Source organism: Bradyrhizobium sp. LB11.1 (assembly GCF_040549385.1).
Taxonomy (GTDB): Bacteria; Pseudomonadota; Alphaproteobacteria; order Rhizobiales; family Xanthobacteraceae; genus Bradyrhizobium.
Genome location: NZ_JBEPTH010000007.1, coordinates 265,512 through 284,988 on the forward strand (window position 1 = coordinate 265,512; position 19,477 = coordinate 284,988).

The 19,477-nt window shown below is 62.8% G+C and carries 17 protein-coding genes and 1 pseudogene; 12 read left to right on the forward strand and 6 right to left on the reverse strand.

Annotated elements, in window-relative coordinates:
- Nucleotides 1–8: 8 nt before the first annotated feature.
- Nucleotides 9–1,127 carry a hypothetical protein gene (locus ABIA96_RS20610; protein WP_354138873.1) on the reverse strand — a complete coding sequence of 373 codons (1,119 nt, stop codon included), beginning with the start codon at nt 1,125–1,127 and terminating at the stop codon, nt 9–11.
- A gap of 386 nt (nt 1,128–1,513) precedes the next feature.
- Here ABIA96_RS20610 and ABIA96_RS20615 point away from each other — a divergent pair, with 386 nt between their 5' ends.
- A complete protein-coding gene (locus ABIA96_RS20615) occupies nt 1,514–2,620 on the forward strand; it encodes an SAM-dependent methyltransferase (RefSeq protein ID WP_354138874.1) in 1,107 nt (368 codons plus the stop codon).
- A 69-nt stretch (nt 2,621–2,689) separates the two neighbouring features.
- Here ABIA96_RS20615 and ABIA96_RS20620 read toward each other — a convergent pair whose 3' ends face one another.
- On the reverse strand, nt 2,690–3,883 hold the full coding sequence (locus ABIA96_RS20620; RefSeq protein ID WP_354138875.1) for a CaiB/BaiF CoA transferase family protein: 1,194 nt from the start codon (nt 3,881–3,883) through the stop codon (nt 2,690–2,692).
- Nucleotides 3,884–4,215: 332 nt separating this feature from the next.
- Here ABIA96_RS20620 and ABIA96_RS20625 point away from each other — a divergent pair, with 332 nt between their 5' ends.
- Both ABIA96_RS20625 and ABIA96_RS20630 read left to right on the forward strand, forming a co-directional pair.
- On the forward strand, nt 4,216–5,151 hold the full coding sequence (locus tag ABIA96_RS20625) for a right-handed parallel beta-helix repeat-containing protein (RefSeq protein ID WP_354138876.1): 936 nt from the start codon (nt 4,216–4,218) through the stop codon (nt 5,149–5,151).
- An 8-nt stretch (nt 5,152–5,159) separates the two neighbouring features.
- Nucleotides 5,160–5,861, forward strand: coding sequence for a tetratricopeptide repeat protein (locus ABIA96_RS20630; RefSeq protein ID WP_354138877.1), 702 nt, complete (start codon nt 5,160–5,162; stop codon nt 5,859–5,861).
- A gap of 18 nt (nt 5,862–5,879) precedes the next feature.
- Here ABIA96_RS20630 and ABIA96_RS20635 read toward each other — a convergent pair whose 3' ends face one another.
- Nucleotides 5,880–6,092 (reverse strand): hypothetical protein, encoded by a 213-nt coding sequence (locus tag ABIA96_RS20635; RefSeq protein ID WP_354138878.1) that lies wholly within the window; start codon nt 6,090–6,092, stop codon nt 5,880–5,882.
- A gap of 286 nt (nt 6,093–6,378) precedes the next feature.
- Here ABIA96_RS20635 and ABIA96_RS20640 point away from each other — a divergent pair, with 286 nt between their 5' ends.
- The 3 genes and pseudogenes from ABIA96_RS20640 (at nt 6,379) to ABIA96_RS20650 (ending at nt 10,743) form a co-directional block, all read left to right on the forward strand.
- A complete protein-coding gene (locus tag ABIA96_RS20640; RefSeq protein ID WP_354138879.1) occupies nt 6,379–8,943 on the forward strand; it encodes a M10 family metallopeptidase C-terminal domain-containing protein in 2,565 nt (854 codons plus the stop codon).
- Nucleotides 8,944–9,000: 57 nt separating this feature from the next.
- A complete protein-coding gene (locus ABIA96_RS20645; protein WP_354138880.1) occupies nt 9,001–9,291 on the forward strand; it encodes a hypothetical protein in 291 nt (96 codons plus the stop codon).
- Nucleotides 9,292–9,394: 103 nt separating this feature from the next.
- Nucleotides 9,395–10,743 (forward strand): annotated as a pseudogene (locus ABIA96_RS20650) (IS5 family transposase).
- 191 nt (nt 10,744–10,934) lie between these two features.
- On the opposite strand, the gene ABIA96_RS20655 reads toward ABIA96_RS20650, so the two are convergent.
- The 3 genes from ABIA96_RS20655 to gspD all read right to left on the reverse strand — a co-directional run bounded on the left by ABIA96_RS20655 (nt 10,935) and on the right by gspD (nt 14,826).
- A complete protein-coding gene (locus ABIA96_RS20655; protein WP_354138881.1) occupies nt 10,935–11,744 on the reverse strand; it encodes a class I SAM-dependent methyltransferase in 810 nt (269 codons plus the stop codon).
- 351 nt (nt 11,745–12,095) lie between these two features.
- Nucleotides 12,096–12,692, reverse strand: coding sequence for a prepilin peptidase (locus tag ABIA96_RS20660; protein WP_354138882.1), 597 nt, complete (start codon nt 12,690–12,692; stop codon nt 12,096–12,098).
- A 4-nt stretch (nt 12,693–12,696) separates the two neighbouring features.
- Complete coding sequence (gspD, locus tag ABIA96_RS20665) at nt 12,697–14,826, reverse strand: type II secretion system secretin GspD (RefSeq protein ID WP_354138883.1); 2,130 nt, start codon at nt 14,824–14,826, stop codon at nt 12,697–12,699.
- Here gspD and ABIA96_RS20670 point away from each other — a divergent pair.
- From ABIA96_RS20670 to ABIA96_RS20695, 6 genes are all read left to right on the forward strand, one after another.
- Nucleotides 14,818–15,006, forward strand: a complete 189-nt coding sequence (locus tag ABIA96_RS20670) for a hypothetical protein (RefSeq protein WP_354138884.1) — start codon at nt 14,818–14,820, stop codon at nt 15,004–15,006. The two genes, gspD and ABIA96_RS20670, sit on opposite strands and share 9 nt — an antisense overlap.
- Nucleotides 15,007–15,213: 207 nt before the next feature.
- Entirely contained in the window at nt 15,214–16,899 is a 1,686-nt protein-coding gene (locus tag ABIA96_RS20675) for a GspE/PulE family protein (RefSeq protein ID WP_502918842.1), read from the forward strand.
- A 4-nt stretch (nt 16,900–16,903) separates the two neighbouring features.
- On the forward strand, nt 16,904–18,115 hold the full coding sequence (locus ABIA96_RS20680) for a type II secretion system F family protein (protein ID WP_354138885.1): 1,212 nt from the start codon (nt 16,904–16,906) through the stop codon (nt 18,113–18,115).
- 24 nt (nt 18,116–18,139) lie between these two features.
- Nucleotides 18,140–18,595 (forward strand): type II secretion system major pseudopilin GspG, encoded by a 456-nt coding sequence (gspG, locus tag ABIA96_RS20685; protein WP_354138886.1) that lies wholly within the window; start codon nt 18,140–18,142, stop codon nt 18,593–18,595.
- Nucleotides 18,558–19,097, forward strand: coding sequence for a prepilin-type N-terminal cleavage/methylation domain-containing protein (locus tag ABIA96_RS20690; RefSeq protein WP_502918838.1), 540 nt, complete (start codon nt 18,558–18,560; stop codon nt 19,095–19,097). The genes gspG and ABIA96_RS20690 overlap by 38 nt, the downstream gene beginning before the upstream one ends.
- Nucleotides 19,075–19,473, forward strand: coding sequence for a type IV pilus modification PilV family protein (locus ABIA96_RS20695; RefSeq protein ID WP_354138888.1), 399 nt, complete (start codon nt 19,075–19,077; stop codon nt 19,471–19,473). The genes ABIA96_RS20690 and ABIA96_RS20695 overlap by 23 nt, the downstream gene beginning before the upstream one ends.
- The last annotated feature ends 4 nt before the right edge of the window (nt 19,474–19,477 follow it).

Consider the following 19,477-nt stretch of genomic DNA (forward strand, 5'->3'; position numbering starts at 1 on the left):
CCTGCAAACTAATTCGGGACAACGCCCGCCGCGGGACGACATCTTGAGATGACATCCAGGCTGGCAATCGAAATGAATACAGCGCCCATTCCGATTGATCCAGTGAGAACCGTATTGAACGCGGTTGCCACATACACAAAGATCCCTGACAATAGGAACGGCGCCGCGAGATCCCTCGACCCGGGCGCGCTTGCGAAATACAGCTGTGTCACGTATCCGATCAAAAGCAGCCAGAATCCGAGGCCCACGAGCCCCTGCTTGAACAGGACCTCGAGATAGTTCAATTCGACGCGGTCTCGGTCTCTGATTTGCGCACCAAGTCCGTTGCCGACCAGAAGCGAAGCCGCATTGGTGTTTTGAAACACGAATTTGACGTCGCGTATCCGTTCGTTGTCGGTCGGACGGGCCTCGAAGATCGCGGCAGTCGGAGGCGGCACCGGCGGTGGGACACCGCCTTGGGAGGCGTACTTTTCCAGGTCAGCCGGGCCGCGGATGACCCCCAGGGCGGCGAACTCCTTCAGGTTCAGATTTGTTTCGGCCTGCACGGCTATCAGCATGATAATAGCCATGACACCGAGCTGTCCGATCGGAACGATGGACCGCCGCCAGTTCCACTGCAGGAGAAGCCCGACGAGAGCCGCGCAGGCGAACCCGACGAACAGGGACCGGGTCAGCGTCATCGCGAGTGCAATTCCGCAAATCGTGGCGACTAGCCGTCCATACGCGAACCGTCCGAAAATCATGAACAGCATAGCAATGGCCACGTAGAAAAAGCCCTTGTAGAAGAATCCGATGAAGACGAGCTGGCGATCGACCGCCTGCCGGAAGATGAACTCGTCGATCGAGCCGAGAGCGTTGAAAACCGCCAGGTAGCTGACGACGCCGGTAAAGGCCGCGAGCAGCACCAGCAGATAGGCGACGGACATGATAATCCCGCATCCAACGAGGATTCTGGCGACCATCGTTACGTCCGAGATCGATCGGATCGCCACTGCAAAGAACAGGAGCATCGGAAAATAGGCAAGCGGCTTGATCTCGCCGATGATGTCGTTGAGATTGTTTCCCTTGAGGTAGCCCAGCAGTGCATCGAGCGCGGTCATCGCGATAAACGCGATCACGAATGTCATGATCTTTCGATCGACCTTGACCGGATTGAGCACGGTGAGGCGCAGAACGGCCCACGGTACGCATATCGCAAACAGGATTTCCCGGACGCGAAACAAACCGATCGTGATCAAATAGCCGTTGCCGCCGAGCGCAAGGTCGATCGCCACAGCAATCAGCAGTATCTTTTCGGAGATATACGCGGTTTGCGACAAAGCGATCTCCAGGGGCTCATAAAGCCGTTCTAGCCGTCAATCCATGATGAGGGCAAGCTCCCACCCCCCGTTTGTGTGTCTGATGATACGGCTTTGCGCGGACGCGGCGGCCGGCAGATTGCGTCGGCCCGGACAGCTTGTGAGCGCTGCGACGGTAAGTTAGGTTGCTGGTCTTTCTGGGGGTGAATCAGCCTATGCGGCCTCGGTTTCTGCTGCTTCGGGAGACGATACGAACGGCGATCAAGTCGAGAGTGATCCGGCATCGCTATAACCGGCGCCTGGGCAATCTTGGGAATGCCGTCGGTGCATTTGCCCTTGGCGAGAGCGCCGAGGATGGGGCGCTGGTCGATCGGCTAGTCGCAAGCTTCAAATCGCGGGCGGAGCAGCCGACCGGACAATGGGCCGATATCTATTCGGAACGCCACGCTGACATCGGGCAGGCTATCGCGGCGAACGATCGCGCCGGGATCGAGCGCATCCTTCGTGATCCCGTCACATCCGATATCTTTTTCGGTTTCGACAGCACCGTACGATCGCTGCGGGCCAGCGGTCTGCGGATCGAGGACCGCCATGCGCCGCGGCTCGTCCTCGACGGATTGGTGACGTTCGCGGAAGCGATCGGCGCGCGGCCGCTTGAATATCCGGAGAATTATGGCCTGCGCCGCCATCCGATCGCCGTCGAAAAGGTGCTGGAGCAGATCGACCGGGCGCTCGGCGTTGCGTTCAAGGTTCCCAATCCCTATCGCGGCGAATACGGGCTGGCGACGTCACGCGGCGTGATGTCATTTCGCGTTCCCCAGGCAATCTACCAGGCTTGGCGGATCGCACGGCTGCTGGACGGTGTTGAGCATCCGCGCGTGCTCGAGATCGGCGGCGGCCTTGGCCGCACCGCTTACTATGCGCGTGCGTTTGGCGTGCGCGACTACGCCATCGTCGACATCCCCGTGAGCTCGTTGGCCCAGGGTTATTTTCTTGGTCGCACGCTCGGGCCGGAGGCTGTCGCACTCTACGGCGAGCAGCGCCGCGCGGACGCGATCAAGCTGCTTTCACCGGCTGAGTTCGTGCACAGTGGCGAGCGCTACGACCTCATTGTCAACGTCGATTCGTTGACGGAAATCGGACGTCAGGCCGCGGACGAATATTGGCGGCAGATCAGGGCGCGCGCCGACCGCTTTCTCTCCATCAATCATGAGGCCAACGAATTCACCGTAACGGAGCTCATTGCGCCGGCAAGAGCAAGCCGCACCCCCTATTGGTTGAGGCGCGGCTATTTGGAGGAGTTCGTGGATCTGCGGCAATAGGGCGAGGTTTCGGCGCGACCGTCGCGCCTCGGGGCCCGTCGTGCTCCTCAGGGGCTCTCAAGCGCCAGCTCACACGACCTTGGCCTTCCTAAGCTGTGCGATTTCGTCGCTTTCAAATCCGAACTCGGCGAGCACCTCTTCGGTCTGCTCGCCGAATTCCGGCGGTCGTGCAGCCATCTTGCTAGGGGTACGAGACAATTTGACCGGTTGTGCGACAAGCCGGATTTTCCGGTTCTCTTCATTCGGCACATCCTGTGCGATGCCGAGATGCTTGACCTGCGCATCCTCGAACATCTGGTCGATCGCATAGATCGGGCCGCAGGGTACGCCTGCCTCGTTGAAGTCCCTGACCCAGGTCTCGGTCGATTTCGTCACGGTCCGTCTGCCGATCTCCGCGTTCAGTGCGTCGCGGTTTTTCGAGCGCACAGGCGCAGTAGCATAATCCGGATTGGTGACCAGCTCAGGGGAGCCGATCGCTTGTGCGAAGCGCTCCCAGATCCGCCCGCCAGTGGTTGCGATGTTGATGTAGCCGTCGGACGTCTTGAACACGCCGGTCGGGATGCTGGTCGGATGGTTGTTGCCGGCCTGGCCGGCGACTTCTTTTTCCATCAGCCAACGCGCCGCCTGGAAATCCAGCATGAAGATCTGGGCTTGCAACAGCGAGGTCTGCACCCATTGCCCCTCGTCGGAAACCTCGCGCTCCAGGAGCGCGGTGAGGATGCCGAGCGCGCAGAACAGCCCGGCCGTGAGGTCTGCGACGGGAATGCCGACCCGCATCGGGCCTTCGCCGGGCGCTCCGGTGACCGACATCAGGCCGCCCATGCCCTGCGCGATCTGATCAAAGCCCGGCCGCTTGTGATAGGGGCCGTCCTGGCCGAACCCCGAGATGCTGCCATAGACCAGACGGGGATTGATCCCGCGCAGGCTCTCATAGTCGATGCCAAGCTTTGTCTTGACGTCGGGCCGGAAGTTTTCGACGACCACGTCGGCCTTCGCGACCAGGCGCTTGAACACATCGAGGCCCTTGGGGTCTTTGAGGTTCAGCGTCATGGCGCGCTTGTTGCGGTGCAAATTCTGGAAGTCGGCGCCCCGGCGGGGGCCGCCGGGCTGCTCGCCACCGCCGTCTTCCAGAAGTGCGTCGATCTTGATGACATTGGCGCCCCAATCGGCCAATTGTCGTACGCAGGTCGGTCCCGAACGGACACGGGTGAGGTCGAGCACAGTGAAGCGGGAAAGGGCTTGCGAGGCGCGCGGAAAGGCCATTGATGGGGACTCCGGACAGAAATGCATGCATGCGCGGCCAAACCACACAGGTCTGGCCGACGAGGCAGCTATAACAGCGTTGGCGACGGCGGTCGATGCGGCCGGGACAGGCGTCATAGCCCTATAATGGTTGCCGAAATCGCATGCTTCCGGCTCCTGGTTCGTAGGCAAGTTCTCGGGGGTTCTCGCGATCCGACACGATCATAAAAATAACACCTCTAATTGAACCTGGCATCTTTACCGATGGACAGATGCACGAGAGGTGGCGGCCAAAGCGGCCTCGATCTCAAATGGGCCTTTAGTTGGTGGCGTGATTCCGGCCTATTTTGCGCGTGACACTTGAGACTGGACTGCAGCGAATTGGGGGATGGCTGCCGGCGATTGTTTCGTGCATGCGATACGCACAAGCCTGCGTCGGGGCTGCCTTCATCCGCAGAATGAGTTCTACTGGAAATTATTGTTCAGCATTTTGCTGCGCCCGAGAAACGGCCAGCTCAGAGGAGGCGGAGATGAAGCGCTTTGGTTTACTCGTATTGACAATTGGTTTTCTGGTTCCATTCCTGGCGTCGGCGCCAGCAAACGCGCAAGCGACCCGCACGTGGGTGTCCGGCGTTGGCGATGATGCCAATCCGTGCAGCCGCACGGCACCGTGCAAGACCTTCGCCGGCGCGATCTCCAAGACTGCGGCCGCCGGCGAGATCAATGTGCTCGATCCTGGCGGCTTCGGTGCCGTGACCATCACCAAATCGATCACCATCAGTTCGGTTGGCTTCGAGGCCGGTGTGCTGGTCTCCGGCACCAACGGCATCGTCGTCAGCGTTGCGTCGACCGACCGCGTCGTGCTTCAGGGGCTCGACATCGAGGGGCTCGGCACAGGTCTCGACGGCGTCAAGGTCATCGGCTCCGGTTCAACCACGATCATCAATTGCACCATCCATCGCTTCACCGGCAATGGCATTAACCTCGTCGGGACGGCCGGCGCGCGCGTGGTCGTCAAGGACTCGATCATCACAAACAACACGGGCGGCTTCAATATCCAGGGCGCTTCGGGTGCTGCAAATGTCGGAGTTTCTCTCAATACGTTGTATGATCTCAATCCCAGCTTCGGGATTCAGGTTGCGGCACCAAGCAGCTTGAACCTGTCGGGCAACCGGATTTTTGGCGCTGCGGCCGCCCTCAATCCGACCGGCGGAGCTGCGGTGGCCTCGTTTGGCGATAACGGCACGAACGGCACGTTCTCGCCGACGACGACGATTCCGCTGAAGTAGACCTTTCCGTGCAGAACGTCGTGGCAGGCTTCCTGATCGGAGGCCTGCCACGATCGTTTTTCTTCCCGCGCAAAGGTGATGGATATTGCCCACGGGTGAAGCTAACCTGCAGTGAGGATGGTAGCGGGGCGGGGATGATCACCAGGTGCAGCACTCATCGAAACGCCGAATGCCGACCGGCAAAGGTGTTCCGCGCGTTCGCGCGTGGTTACCGCGTGAAATCCATTCTGTTTGCTCTTGCTGCCGTCACGCTCATGCTTTCGGCCGGGCACGCAGCCTTGGGCCAGTCGATGCAGCGGGGCATTTACGCCTTCAATCGCCAAAACTACGTTGCGGCGTCGCGGTCTTTCATTCCGCTGGCCGAGCGAGGCAATGTATCGGCGCAGACCCGCCTCGGCTACATGTTCGAGACCGGCCGCGGCGTTCCGCAGAATTACACCGAAGCGGCGATGTGGTACCGCCGCGCCGCCGAGCAAGGCGACAGTCTTGCGCAATATTCTCTCGGTCTGCTCTATGACAGAGGCCAGGGCGTGCCGCGAGACATTGTCGAAGCGAGCAAATGGCTCAACCTGTCCGCAGCGGCGGCGCCACGCGAGGCGCGAGAGGCACGCGTACGAATTCGCGACGCCGTCACATCCAAGATGACGCGCGGAGAACTCGCCCAGGCGAGACTGCGGGCGCTGGAGTGGGCGCCGAGCCGCGAGCACTGAGAGGTGGCATGTTGGCCCCTATCGCTTCATCGCAGCGAGGTCCTCGCGGGCCTTCTCGGCCTGTGTGCTATCGGGATGGCGCGTGATGAAGAGCTCGAGTGCCTCAGGCGTCCCCTTTTGGCGGGCCAGCTCGTATTCCTCGGCGACCGCTGCCGAAGGGTCGCGGGCTGGTGGAACCGAGGGCGCGCGCCACGCCTTGCCGCTGTCGTCCGCGTTGGCTTTTTCGACCATGACAGGCAGTCCTCCGAAGGGCAGGTGATTTAGCCCGGCAAGCCCAACCCAAGCGCTGAACAGACCGACCGAAAGCAGGTGTGGCTTCATGCGTTCCCTTGCAAATCACGACGGACCGAATTGGCACCGTCATTCCTGCCCGTGTATTTACGGGACCTGATGTTTAACAAGTCATTACGGAAAGAGGGCGGGCCAAGTCGCAAACTTAAACTAAACGTATAAGTCTCAGACTAGAATCACCTGTCCGCGCCTCGAATCGAGGGGGGCCGCCGCTTCGGAGATTCTCTTGGCTACCTCTGTCAATGTTAGTGCAACCAACAACGCGGACATAGACGGCCTGCTGGCGGGGACCAAATGGTCCGGCACGATCAGCTACAGCTTCCCCACGTCGTCCAGCACCTATGGTACTTCCTACTCCGGTGGCAACGGCGAACCGACGACGGCGGGCTTTTCGGCCGCGCCGACCCAGATGCAGGCGGCGATCAACTACGCCATTGCGCTGATCCAGAGCTACACCAACGCCAGCATCTCGTATAATGGCACAGGCTCCGCCGACATCATGGTCGCGCAGTCGCCGGCGGCCAATCCGACCTCCTACGCCTATTACCCCGGCAATTACGCGGCCGGCGGCGACGTCTGGTTCGGCACGCAATACGACTACACGCAGGCACAGCTCGGCAATTACTATTTCACGACCGCGCTGCACGAGCTCGGGCATGCCCTGGGCCTCAAGCATAGCCAGGAGACCGGCGGCGTTGCCAATGTCGCGGTGCCGAGTGCGCATGACGACAGCGAATACACCGTCATGAGCTATCGCAGCTATGTCGGCGGGCCGCTGACCGGCTACACCAATGAGGCCTACGGATATCCGCAGACCTACATGGCGAACGACATCCTCGCGCTGCAGACGCTGTATGGCGCGAACTACAACACCCAGAGCGGCAGCACCGTCTACACCTGGAGCCCGACGACGGGGCAGGAGTTCATCAACGGCGTCGGACAGCTCGCGCCGGGTGGCGGCGTCGGCGGCTCGGCTAACCGCATCTACGACACGGTCTGGGACGGCAATGGCGTCGATACCTACGACCTGTCGAACTACACGACCAGCCTGACCATTAATCTCAATCCCGGTGCGTCGTCGGTGTTCTCCACCACGCAGCTCGCCTATCTTGGCAACGGTCATTACGCGACGGGCAATGTCTACAACGCCTATCTCTACAATGGCGACGCGCGCTCCTATATCGATAACGCCACCGGCGGCTCCGGCAACGACACGATCATTGGAAACGCCATCGCCAACGTCCTGAAAGGCGGCGGCGGGAACGACACGATCTCCGGCGGCGGCGGAAATGACACCCTGATCGGCGGCACCGGTGTCGACATCCTGACCGGCGGAGATGGGGCCGACACTTTCGTATTTGCTGCTGGCGACAGCTCGCCTGCGGTCGGCCAGCACGACCGCATCACCGATTTCACCCCCGGCGTCGACCACATCGATCTCACGCCGATGGACGCCAACACCAATACGGCGGCGAATGATTCATTTCACTTCATCGGGACCGCGGCGTTCAACGGGGTAGCTGGCGAGCTCCATTACTACTATGACAGTGCGCGAGGCATGACCGTTGTCGAGGGCGACACCAATGGCGACGGTGTCGCTGATTTTGCGATCGATCTGGTCGGTAGCCTCTCCCTCAGCGCTGCCGATTTCAATGGCGTCTCGACCAATCACGCACCCTTCGCAAACGCAGTCTCGGCGAACATATCGGCGACCGCAAACCAGACCATGGCGATATCGAGCCTCTTCACCTCGGGGGATGCCGACCACGACACGCTGCTCTATATGATCTTTGACGGCACCACGACCGGCAGCCACGGCCATCTCGTGGTGAACGGTACGACCGTGGCGGCGGGGACACCATATTGGGTAACGCAGGCCCAACTCGCGCAGACTTCATTCGTGGCTGGACCGCTGGGAACATCCGATGACATCCGGATGATCGCCTATGACGGCCAAGCCTACTCCGGCGGCGGGGTTTGGACCAAGACGCTGGTCACCGCGTCCGGGACGAATGCCGCTCCGCAGATGGCATTGCCGGACGGCGCAGCCGTCGTGGCAAACCCTGCCTCGTCGGTCCCGATCAGCAGCTTGTTCAGCGCCTCCGATGCTAACGACGATACATTGAGCTACTTGGTCTATGACGGCGCTACAACGGCCGGTCACGGCCACCTCGTGGTGAGCGGAACAGTGGTGCCACAGGCAACCCCCTTTTGGGTAACGCAGGCGCAGCTTGCGCAGACCACGTTCGTGGTGGGATCGGCCGGCGTCACCGATGATGTCCGCATGATCGCCTATGACGGGCAATCCTATTCGGGAGGCGGCATCTGGTCTAAGATCAGCGTGCTTGCGGACACCCCGCCCCAGATCGCGCTGCCGAGCGGAAGCAGCGTATCGGCGAGCGCTGGCCAGTCGTTTGCGGTGGGCAGCCTGTTCAGCGGCAGCGACGCCGATGGCGATACCCTCACATATTTGATCTATGACGGCACCACCACGGCCGGTCACGGCTACTTCACGGTGAACGGAACCGTCGTGCCGCAGGCAACGCCGTATTGGGTGACACAGGCTCAGCTTGCGCAAACGACGTTTGTGGCAGGCTCGGCGGGTGCGGCCGACGACGTTCGCATGATCGCTTATGACAGCCACGTGTACTCGAGCAGCGGCGTCTGGTCGAAGGTGCAGCTCGCTGTTGGGCCTAGCGGGGCATCGTCCACGGCCGCCGTAGCGCCCATTGATGCCAACGATCAGATCCACCCCGTGCTGGGCGCGTATGATTTCCACCTGTTGGCTTGAGGGCATGAACCGCCGCGCCACCACCGCCCGCGAGCCCGCCTTCGGGCCCTGGAATGGGTGCCAGCCGCGCGCGACCTCTTCGACAAAAAACGCGGCACTGTAGAAGACGACGACAGCCCGTCGCCGAGCAGCGGGCACTTTGTCGTCAATGGAGCGACCGTGCCGGCACAGACCGCGTATGCAGTGACGGCAGCGCAGCTTGCGCAAACGACCTTTGTTGCCGAAAGCAACGGAACGTCCGATGATCTCTATGTGAAGGCCTTCGATGGCCAAGCTTATTCAGTCGGCCGTGAAAAATCCTCCAGGCCATTGAGCGGGAATCGATTTTTCGGACGAGACGAGCTTTGAGATTGCAAGCTTTCGGGCTTTGACGGCCGGAAAGCTTGCAATTTGCTTTTCCGGATTCCGTCGAATCGGTAGTCGTGATTCCATGCGTGCATCGGAGGGGACGATGCGACCAAAGGAACGACGAGACACGGGGCAGACCGATCTTTTGCGCTCGCGGCTGGACGCGATCATCGACATGGACCACCCGCTGGTGAAGCTGGCGAAGACGATCGACTGGTCGTTCCTCGAGCAGAAGTTCGGCGCGGTCTACCAGGACAAGCCGGGGCGACCCGCCGTTGCCGACACGACTGATGGCGGGGCTGGCGATCCTCAAGCACACCTACGACCTCTCCGACGAGGTCTTGTGCGAGCGGTGGCTTGAGAATCCCTATTATCAGCTGTTCTGCGGCGAAGAATTCTTCCAGCATCGTCTGGTGTTCGACCGCTCCTCGCTGACCCCGCTGGCGCCAACGCATGGGCGAGGAAAAGCTGCAGGCCCTGCTCCAGGAAAGCCTGTCGGTCGCCACCAGGACCAAGGCGATCAAGCCGGCCGATCTCAACCGCGTCATCGTCGACACCACGGTGCAGCCCAAGAACGTCATGTTCCCGACCGATGCCAGGCTTCTGAACCGCGCCCGCGAGATTCTGGTGCGGCTGGCGAAGAAGCAGGATGTCAAGCTGCGCCAGTCCTATGCGCGGGTCGGCAAGTTCGCGCTGATCGCTCACCAGCGCTACGCCCATGCCAAGCAGTTCAAGCGCGCAAACAGGGCGCTGAGGCAGCTTCGGACCTATCTGGGCCGCATCATCCGCGACATCGGCCGCAAGCTCGGTGGCAATGCCGATCTGGTCGGGGATCGCATTGGAGCGCATGCTGGCGCGCGCCCGGCAAGTGCTCGATCAGAAGCCGGCCAGCGGGGACCCAAGATCTACTCGCTGCACGCCCCTGAGGTCGAATGCATCGGCAAGGGCAAAGCGCACCGGCCCTACGAGTTCGGGGTCAAAGTATCGGTCGCCACCACGCTGGCGCACGCCAAAGGCGGCCAGTTCGTCGCCCATGTCAAAGCGCTGCCCGGCAATCCGTATGATGGCCATACGCTCGCAACCGTCATCCCGGACATGGAGGCGCTCATCGGCGATACCATCGAGCGCATCCTTGCCGACAAGGGCTATCGCGGCCACAATGCCCCGCCCGATTACAAGTTCAGGGTATTCACCTCAGGCCAGAAGCGACGGATGACGCCGAAGATCAAACGCGAGCTGCGCCGGCGTTCCGCCGTCGAGCCGGTGATCGGCCACCTCAAATCAGACCATCGAATGAACCGCAATTATCTCTGGCACCGCCAGGGAGATGCGACCAATGCCGTCCTGGCCGCCGTCGGCTACAACTTCCACCGCCTGATCCGGTGGCTGAGGCTTTTGCTGCGCCAAATCCTCGCCCAGCTCACCGTCGGACTTCAGCTCGTCACAGCCTGACATCCACGTTCTTCACGGCCGACTATTCAGGCAACGGCTACTATAGCTATTTCCACGTCAATATCACTGGGAGCGCGGCCCCGCTTGCCGCGCTAGCGACGGTGCCCGCGAGCCATGACTTCCACTTGCTGGTGTAAACCGGGGCCCGAAAGTCGCGACCGCGAACTCGATCCGCCGCGAGGAGTTCCGGGCTACTTGCCCACGTCGACACGCAGTGTCACGCGGGTGCGTTCCTGGTAGTCCTCGATGTGAGTCCAGTTTTGAATGCCGGCATTGCCCCAGTCGCAATACTGGGGCTTCCAGCCCAGGCTCTTCAGCATCAAATCGAGCGCGGCCCTGCTCGGTATGCCAGCCAGGACCATCTTCTGCGAATCTGACGTCTTGGCAGCGTCGCTCTCGAAATCGTGGTTTTCGACCTGCCAGACAACCACGTTTCGTGGGTCGGCGGCGACCGCGGTATCGATGATGACGTGCGCGGGCTTCAGTCTCTCGATCTGGGTTAGCAACGCCATATGATCGGTGACGTGATAGAAGAAACCGAGGCACATCACTGTGTCGATTTGCCCAGGCGCGATCTGATCCAGCGCGCTGAACGCATTGCCTTGGATGAACTGAAACTTGTCGCGCGACATTCCAAGCTGCTGGAGATTGTCGCCCGCCGACTGGACCAGATGCGCGCGGGCCTCGATGCCCGTGACATGGCTCGCGCCCGCGCTCAGCGCGGCGAAGCTCCACCGGCCGTCATGGCTCGCGATATCGAGGACGCGCTTTCCGGAGATCGCGTTGCGGCTGAAATCGATGATGGCGCGATAGCGCTCGTTCAATCGGTTCGCGAATGCCGTCGTTTCGCTGGTCTCGAAAAACTGGGGATATTGATCGAAAAAGCCGGGACGGACCATTCCGCCTTGAGAAAGGCGGCGGCGCGCACGCATCGCCACGACCTTAGCTGCGTTCCCGATCTTCGACGAGATTTCGGAGACGAGCTCCGTAGCGTTTGACATGATTGAAATCATCCGGAAACGACTGGTCTATTAGGAGTTGAACAAATGGCTGTCAACCCGGCGAGACCATTGCAGATGGTTTCGCAGACATGCGGTCTGTGCCCGTTTCGTGACAATTTCACCAGGACACGCAGGCGCCGCACTGGCGGCGATTCCGCGAAGGCACGCCCGCTCGAGGCGTTGAAGATTGCGATGGTAAGGTCCCTGCAAAAGCTGCAGGCTTGATGTCCGCAGCACGATCAGGATGACGCGCGGGTTCCCCGGCCTATCTGGCAAAAAGCCGAAAACAAGCCCATGCGGCACAAAGCCAGTTGCGCGGCGATGAGGATTTGTCCTTATCGGGGGTGGGCCTTAGCCGGGCCAGCCGCCGAGCCAGTTGAGATACCACGTCTCGCCCAGCCAGCCGATCCAGATGGAGGGCGCCAGGAACAGGCCGAACGGCAGGAAGGCGGTCCCGCGCAGCGGTTTCCTGTGCAATGCAGCATTGGCGACATAGGCGCCGATCGCGAGCAGCGCCGCGAGCTCGATCACCGCGGCCGCCGTCGTAAGATCGAGCCAGGCCCCGCCGACGGCGGCGAGCTTGACGTCGCCGAGCCCGAGCCCGTCGCGGCCGCGCCAGTACCGATAGGCCAGCATCAGGAGCAGGAGCGGAAGCGCCACGGCCACGGCGCGCGCGATCGGCCAGAGCAGCGCTTCGGCGCCCACATCGGGCACGAACGCGGCGGCGCGGAGCAGGGCGAGCGCGAAGGCGGCCGCGGTCAGCTCATTCGGGATCAGATAATGGCGGGCATCGTTCGCGGCGATGGCGAGCATGAGAGCGGCCAGGAATGCGCCATAGAGGCCTTCCGCGGCGGGTGCCGTGGCGAGGCTTGCGAACACGGCGACGAGCAGCGCGAGGCTGAGGACCAGCGGCGCACGTATCCCGTCATGCGCATCTTCCTCGGTCACGCCGTCAGCGCGCGGCCTTGGGCGGGCTGACGGCGATCACGGGATTGCTGGTCCCGACCAGGCGGCTGTTCATCTTGCTGCGCATCTCCTCGGCGATGACATGCGCATCGACGCCGTTCTTGATGACGGTCGGGCGGATGAACAGGATCAGCTCGGTGCGGGCGCGCGCGGTGGTCTGGTGCGAGAAGGCGTCGCCCACGCCGGGAATGGAATCGAGGATCGGCAGGCCCTGGCGCTGCTTGTTCTCGGTCTCGCTGATCAGGCCGGCGAGCAGTACGGTCTGCCCGCTCGTCACCGCAATCGAGCTTTTGACCCGGCGCTGCGAGATCGTCGGCGTCAGCGAGTTGGCGCTGCCGGCGGCCACGCTCGAGATCTCCTGCTCGATGTCGAGCACGACGTTGCCGTTGGCGTTCGCGCGCGGCAGCACGCGCAGGATGATGCCGGTGTTCTTGTAGTCGATGGTGTTGACCACGGTGTTGTTGGCGGTCAGCACGGTCGCGGTGCCGGTCGAGAACGGCACCTGGTCGCCGACCTGCAACGTCGCCGGCTGGTTGTCGAGCACCACCAGCGACGGGTTCGACAGCACCTTGACATCGGTGACGCCGTGCAGCGCATCGAGAATGACACGCGGCGAGTTCTCCGAGCCGACCAGGAAGTTGAAGCCCGGCAGCACGCGTCCGAGCAACGCGCCGGACGCGGCGTTGACGGCGTTGGACGCCGCTTCGACGGCGCCGCTGCCGACAGTCGCGGCATTGCTGACGCCGGCGATGGTGTTGGAGATCGAGCCCTTCTGGCTCGCCAGGAAGAACTGCACGCCGTAGTTCAACTGGTCGTTCAGCGTCACCTCGGCGATCGTCGCCTCGATCGCGATCTGGCGCTGCGGCCGGTCGATCTGGCGGATCGTCTGCTCGACGACGCGCTGCGCGTCCTGATTGGCATAGACGAGAACGGCATTGTTGGTGACGTCGGCAGTGATCCGCACGTTCTGGAGGATGCCGTTGATGCCGGACTTCGAGCCGTTGCCGTTCGGTCCGCCGAAACTGTTGTCCTGCGGCGGCGTCGCGGACGCAGCCGGAGCGGGACGGGCGCCGAGCGAGAAGCCAGCGGGTCCGGTCACCGGCGTCGAAGCACCCGCGGCAGCGGTTGGCAGCGCGCTTAACGCTGCGACCGGATTGCCGGAGGACGACGTCGCGATGCCCGCACCGGGAGCGACCTGGTTCGACCCGCTGTCGAGCGTCGAACCGCTTGCCGAGCTCTGGTTGAACAGCATCTCGTTCAGCATCGCCACGACCAGCTTTGAATTGCCGTAGCGCAACGGATAAGATTTCAGATTCACGCCATCGGTGTCGGAACGGTCGAGCCGTGCAATCCAGGTCTGGGCGCGCTTCAGATATTCCGGCTTCTGGCTCACCACGAGGATCGAGTTGAGCCGCGCGATCGGCTGGAGCTTGATGACGTTCTGGCCCATGCCGCCTTCGCCGGAATCCATGATCTTCTCGATCTCGGCGATGACAGGCTCGGGGGAGGAATTGCGCACCGGGAAAACGCCGACCGATTGTCCGCGCATCCAGTCGGCGTCGAATGACAGAATTGTGTCGACCGCGGTCGCCCGATCCGTTCCGCTGCCGCTGACGATCAGCGTGTTGCGGGAGTTGTCGGGGCGCATGGTCGATGCTTTCACGCCGAAAGCATCGAGCAGCTTGAAGATGTTTTGCGCCGAGGTGTAGCGGAGCGGCACGACGGTGATGCCCTGGCCGGCTTCGGTGCTCGCCGAGCGGTCGATGCCGCCGGGGCCGGCCTCCGGCGCCGGCAGCAGGCGATAGCCGGTACGGTCGCGCACCAGCGCCACGCCGGACATGCGCAGCGCATTCTCCAGAACGTAGATCGCGTCCGCCTTCGGAACCGGACGCACCGAGGCGAGCGTCACGGTCCCCTGCACGCGGGGGTCGATGGTGTAGCCGACGTTGAGTACGTCACCAAGGATGACCTTTGCGACGGTCGCCACTGGGGCGTTCTCGAAGTTGAGATCGTAGCCGCTGCCGCCGCCATCGTCGCGTTCGGCAAGCGCGCCGCCTTGTGGCGTCGCACCATCGCTGAGATAGATCGCGGGTTTGGACGATTTCGCTTGACCCATGCCACTTGCCCCTGCATCCGCAGGTTGCCGCGGCTGAAGATCGAGGGCGCGGATCTTGTCAACGAGATCCTGGGCGCGCGGATCCTTGGGGTCCGCTTCGACCGATTGGTCGGCCGTAACGATGCAGGCGGTGAGCAGAAAAGCGGACGACAAAAGAACGAGCGTTCCAGTCAACGCTGAGCGCAGGCGCAAAAGCGGCTGGACCACTTCAAACAAGATACGCCTACCAACGCTACGAGAAAAAAGCATCCGATCCCCCTTGGCTCGGACGCGCAATAATTTGCCGCACGATTATGTTTTTGCTAAGTAATAAGTCAAGGGCAAAGGGCCTTCCGTGCTCCATAGAAGCTGTTGTATTCAAGTAACAAGGTCAACGCCGTGAATGCGATGCGCGACCGCTCCGCCGATAGCTTCAGGCAGCATCTCCTGGAAAAATATTCACTGCCGCAGCGAGCGCATGCCCGTGTCGAACGGTCAGCCAATCCGGCGCTGACGCGACCACTGCGCGAATTTTGGGAGGCCACTGATCTGTCGGCGGCGGAATTCGCCGACGAGCTGTCCGATTATTTTGCTCTGCCGCGGATGAGCTTTCCGCAACTGCTCACGACCACGCCCCGTCTCGAAGGTTTTTCGCGGCGATTTCTACGAGAATCCACCATCTTTCCCTTTGGCGCGCCGGATGGTGGATTTCGACTGGCCGTTGCCGATCCCTCCGACACAGCGGCCATTCGTGCCGCCGAAATCGTGTTCGGAACGCCGGTCGATGTCGTCGTAGCGTCATATGAGGACATTACGACGGTCCTGGATCAGCGAACCGATGCCGACGATGCGAATGCAGACCAAAGCGCCGGCCGCGCGGGGCAGTCCGACGACGACATCGAGAGTCTGCGCGATCTCGCCAGTGGTGCGCCTGTGGTACGCGCGCTCAACGATCTGCTGGAGCGCGCGGTCGATCTGCGTGCCAGCGACATCCATGTCGAGCCGTTCCGCGCTGGTCTTGTAGTGCGCATGCGCGTCGACGGCTTGCTGCGTCCGCTACCGTCACCGCACGGCATCCCGCCACAGGCGCTGATCTCGCGCATCAAGATTCTCGCCAGCCTCAATATCGCCGAACGGCGCTTGCCGCAGGACGGCGCGGCGCGTGTCCGCGTCGGACGCAGCGAGCTCGACGTCCGTGTCGCCACCATGCCAACCCAGCATGGCGAGAGTGCAGTGATCCGCCTGTTGCCACGAGACCGCGGCTTGTTGGAGATGAGCAAGCTCGGGCTCGGCGCGCGCGATGAGGAGGTGATGACGCGACTGCTCGCGATGCCGCATGGCATGATCGTGGTCACGGGCCCGACCGGCAGCGGCAAGACCACGACGCTTGCTACCATGCTGTCGATTCTCAACGAGCCGACGCGCAAGATCCTCACCATCGAGGATCCCGTCGAGTACGAGATCCCCGGCATCAACCAGTCCCAGGTCAGGCCGTCTATCGGCCTGACCTTCGCATCCGCCATGCGCTCTTTCGTGCGCCAGGACCCCGACGTGATCATGGTCGGCGAGGTCCGCGACGCCGAGACCGCGCATATCGCGATCCATGCCGCGCTCACCGGCCATCTCGTGCTGACGACGCTGCATACCGAGACCGCGGCTGCGGCGGTGCCGCGCCTGATCGATCTCGGCATCGAGGGTTTCCTGCTCAAGTCGACGCTGCGCGCGGTGGTGGCGCAGCGGCTGGTTCGCATGCTGTGTGACCGTTGCAAGATGCCGCACGCACTCACCGAGGCCGATCTCGCCGAGGACCCGCGCTTTGCCGTGATTGGCTTCAAGTGCGGCGAGGTCGTGCACGAGGCCGGCGGCTGCGAACGCTGCGGGGGCACCGGCTATCGCGGCCGCAACGGCGTGTTCGAGATCCTCGAAATGTCCGACGAGGTCCGCACGCTGATTGGACCGCAGACCGACTCCCACACCATCGACGCCGCCGCGATGCGGGGCGGCATGACGACGATGCTCGAGGATGCTGTCGCCAAATGCCGGGCCGGGTTGACGACGGTGCCCGAGGTCTTCCGCGTCACGACAGTGCGGTAGAACCATGCCGAACTATCGCTATCGCGCGCTCAATGCCAACGGCGAGCTGGTCTCGGGGGCCATCGCCGCGTCTGCGCCTGGCGACGTGGCGCAGCGAATCGAGCGGCTCGGCCTGGTGCTGGTCGACAACGTCACGCCGGAAGAGGGCAGCGCGGCTCGCAGCGCGCTCAGCCTCTTCAACAGGCCGAAGGCCGAGGACGTCACCATCTTCACCCGTGACCTCGCGCTGCTGCTGCGGGCCGGCGCCCGCATCAATGACGGGTTGGAACTGCTCGCCGCCGATCCCGATTTTGGAAGATTGCGGCCGGTCGTCGCCGACGTCCGCGCGCGCGTCGTTTCCGGCGAGAGTTTTGCCGAGGCGCTGGTGCGGCATGAGGGGCTGTTCCCGCCGATGTATATCGCGCTGGTGCGGGTTGGCGAGGCGTCCGGATCGCTGGATCAGGTGCTTGAAGTGCTGGCCGGTGAACGCGCACGCGGCGAGGCGCTGAAGCGCCGGCTGACGGATGCGATCCGCTATCCCCTCTTCGTGCTTGGCGCAGCCGGCTGCGTGCTGCTGTTCTTCCTGACATTTGTGCTGCCGCAATTTGCCAGCGTGTTGCAGGATTTCGGCGCCAAGGTCGACCCGATCGTCGGCGTGTTCCTGAACATCTCGACTTTCTTGCGTGGCAATTCCGACGCTGTGCTGGCCGGGCTTGCTGCCACGATCGTCGCCGCGTGGTTGCTGTTGCGCCAGGAGCGCGTCCGCAGCGGCATGACCAATGCGATCACGCGGCTGCCGGCGATCCGCAACGTGATGCGCTCGTACCGCACGGCGCTGTTCTGCCGCAATCTCGGCCTGCTGCTCGGTAGCGGCGTCAACCTCACCACCACGCTGCGCATCCTGATCGACATGATGGCAACGACGGGCCCATCCGCGGTCTGGAGCGATGCTGCCGACCGCGTCCGCCATGGCTCGAAGCTCTCCGACGCGCTTGCCGAAACGGACGCGCTGCCGGCGATGGCGGTGCGCATGCTGAGACTCGGCGACGAGACGGGGCAGTTGCCGATGCTGTCCGGCCGGGTCGCCGAGTTCTATGAGGTCAAGCTGCAGCGCACGCTCGACCGCGCTGTCGGCATTGCGGGGCCTGCGGCGATCATCGCGATCTCCCTGGTCGTCGGCGGCCTGATTACGTCGGTGATGACGGCGCTGATGTCGGTGAGCCAGATTGTCGGTTAGGGTAAAGTACGGGAGGGGTTCGAGGTGACCAAACACGTATCGTCAAGGCGCAGCCGGCGCTGCGCAGACCGGGGGGAGGCCGGCTTCACCCTGGTCGAGATGCTCGTTGTCATCACCATCATCGGGATGATCATGGCGCTGGTCGGCCCCCGGGTGCTGAACTATCTTAGCGAGTCCAAGGCCAAGGCCGCGAAAATCCAGATCGAGAGCTTCTCCAGCGCGCTCGATCTCTACTATCTCGATCTTGGCCGCTATCCGACGGCGAATGAAGGTCTCACCGGGCTGACGCGCAGCAGCAACCAGGCCGGCTGGAACGGGCCATACTTGCGTGGCGGCGTGGTGCCAAACGATCCCTGGGGCCACGTCTATGTCTATCGGTCGCCGGGCGCGAGCGCTCCCTATGACATCATCTCACTCGGATCAGACGGTCAGGAAGGCGGCAGTGGAACGGCAGCCGACATTGTCAGCGGCGCGCGCTAGGCCGCTTGGTGACGCGCAAGCCTTGGATATACGAACCTTGGATGCACAAGTCTTGGATGCACAAGGCTTCGCGCTGATCGAGATCCTGTGCGTGCTCGCAATCATCGGTCTGCTTGCGGCGATCATCCTGCCAGCGATCCCGCGCTCGACGACGCGGGCAAAGCTCGAGAGCTACGCGGTCGAGACTGCGGCGCTGTTGAAATCCGATCGCAACAGCGCGCTGCGCCGCCAGGTCAGGGTCGCAACCCAGGTCGACGCGGAGGCGCGTGCGATCCGCTCGGGCGTCACAGGGCAAATCATCCGCCTGCCGCGCGACGTGATCGTGCAGACGACGCTGGCCGCGCGCTGCGCTGATCGCGCCACCGGGCGGTCGATCGATTTCTTCCCGTCGGGCATGTCGTGCGGCGGGACGATCGCATTGGCGCGACCTGGCATGGGGTACGAGGTGCGCGTCAACTGGCTGACCGGAGGCGTCGAGATTGTCCCGCAGAAGCTGCTCTGACGGCACAGCCGGCTTCACCTTGATCGAGGCGCTGGTCGCGCTTGCGATCATCGCCATCGTGCTCGGAACCATCGGCTCGGTCATCGCCGTCACGACCAAGGGCACGCGTTCGATCGACCAGCGTCTGGCGCTGGCGGGCACGGCCGAGACCTTGCTTGCGGATTTGCCGGCGCGCGGACTGCTGAAGCCCGGGCGGCAGAGCGGGCAGCTCGCTGGCAGTCGCTGGCGCGTCGATATCGCGCCGATGAACGTTGCTGGCGGCAATCCTGCCACCGATCGCTTCGTGCCGCTGGCGGTCAATCTGCGCCTTCAGCGCGCCGACGGCAGCGCGATCCAGGTCACGACAGTGAAGCTGGTACCAAGGCCCACGCAATGATCGG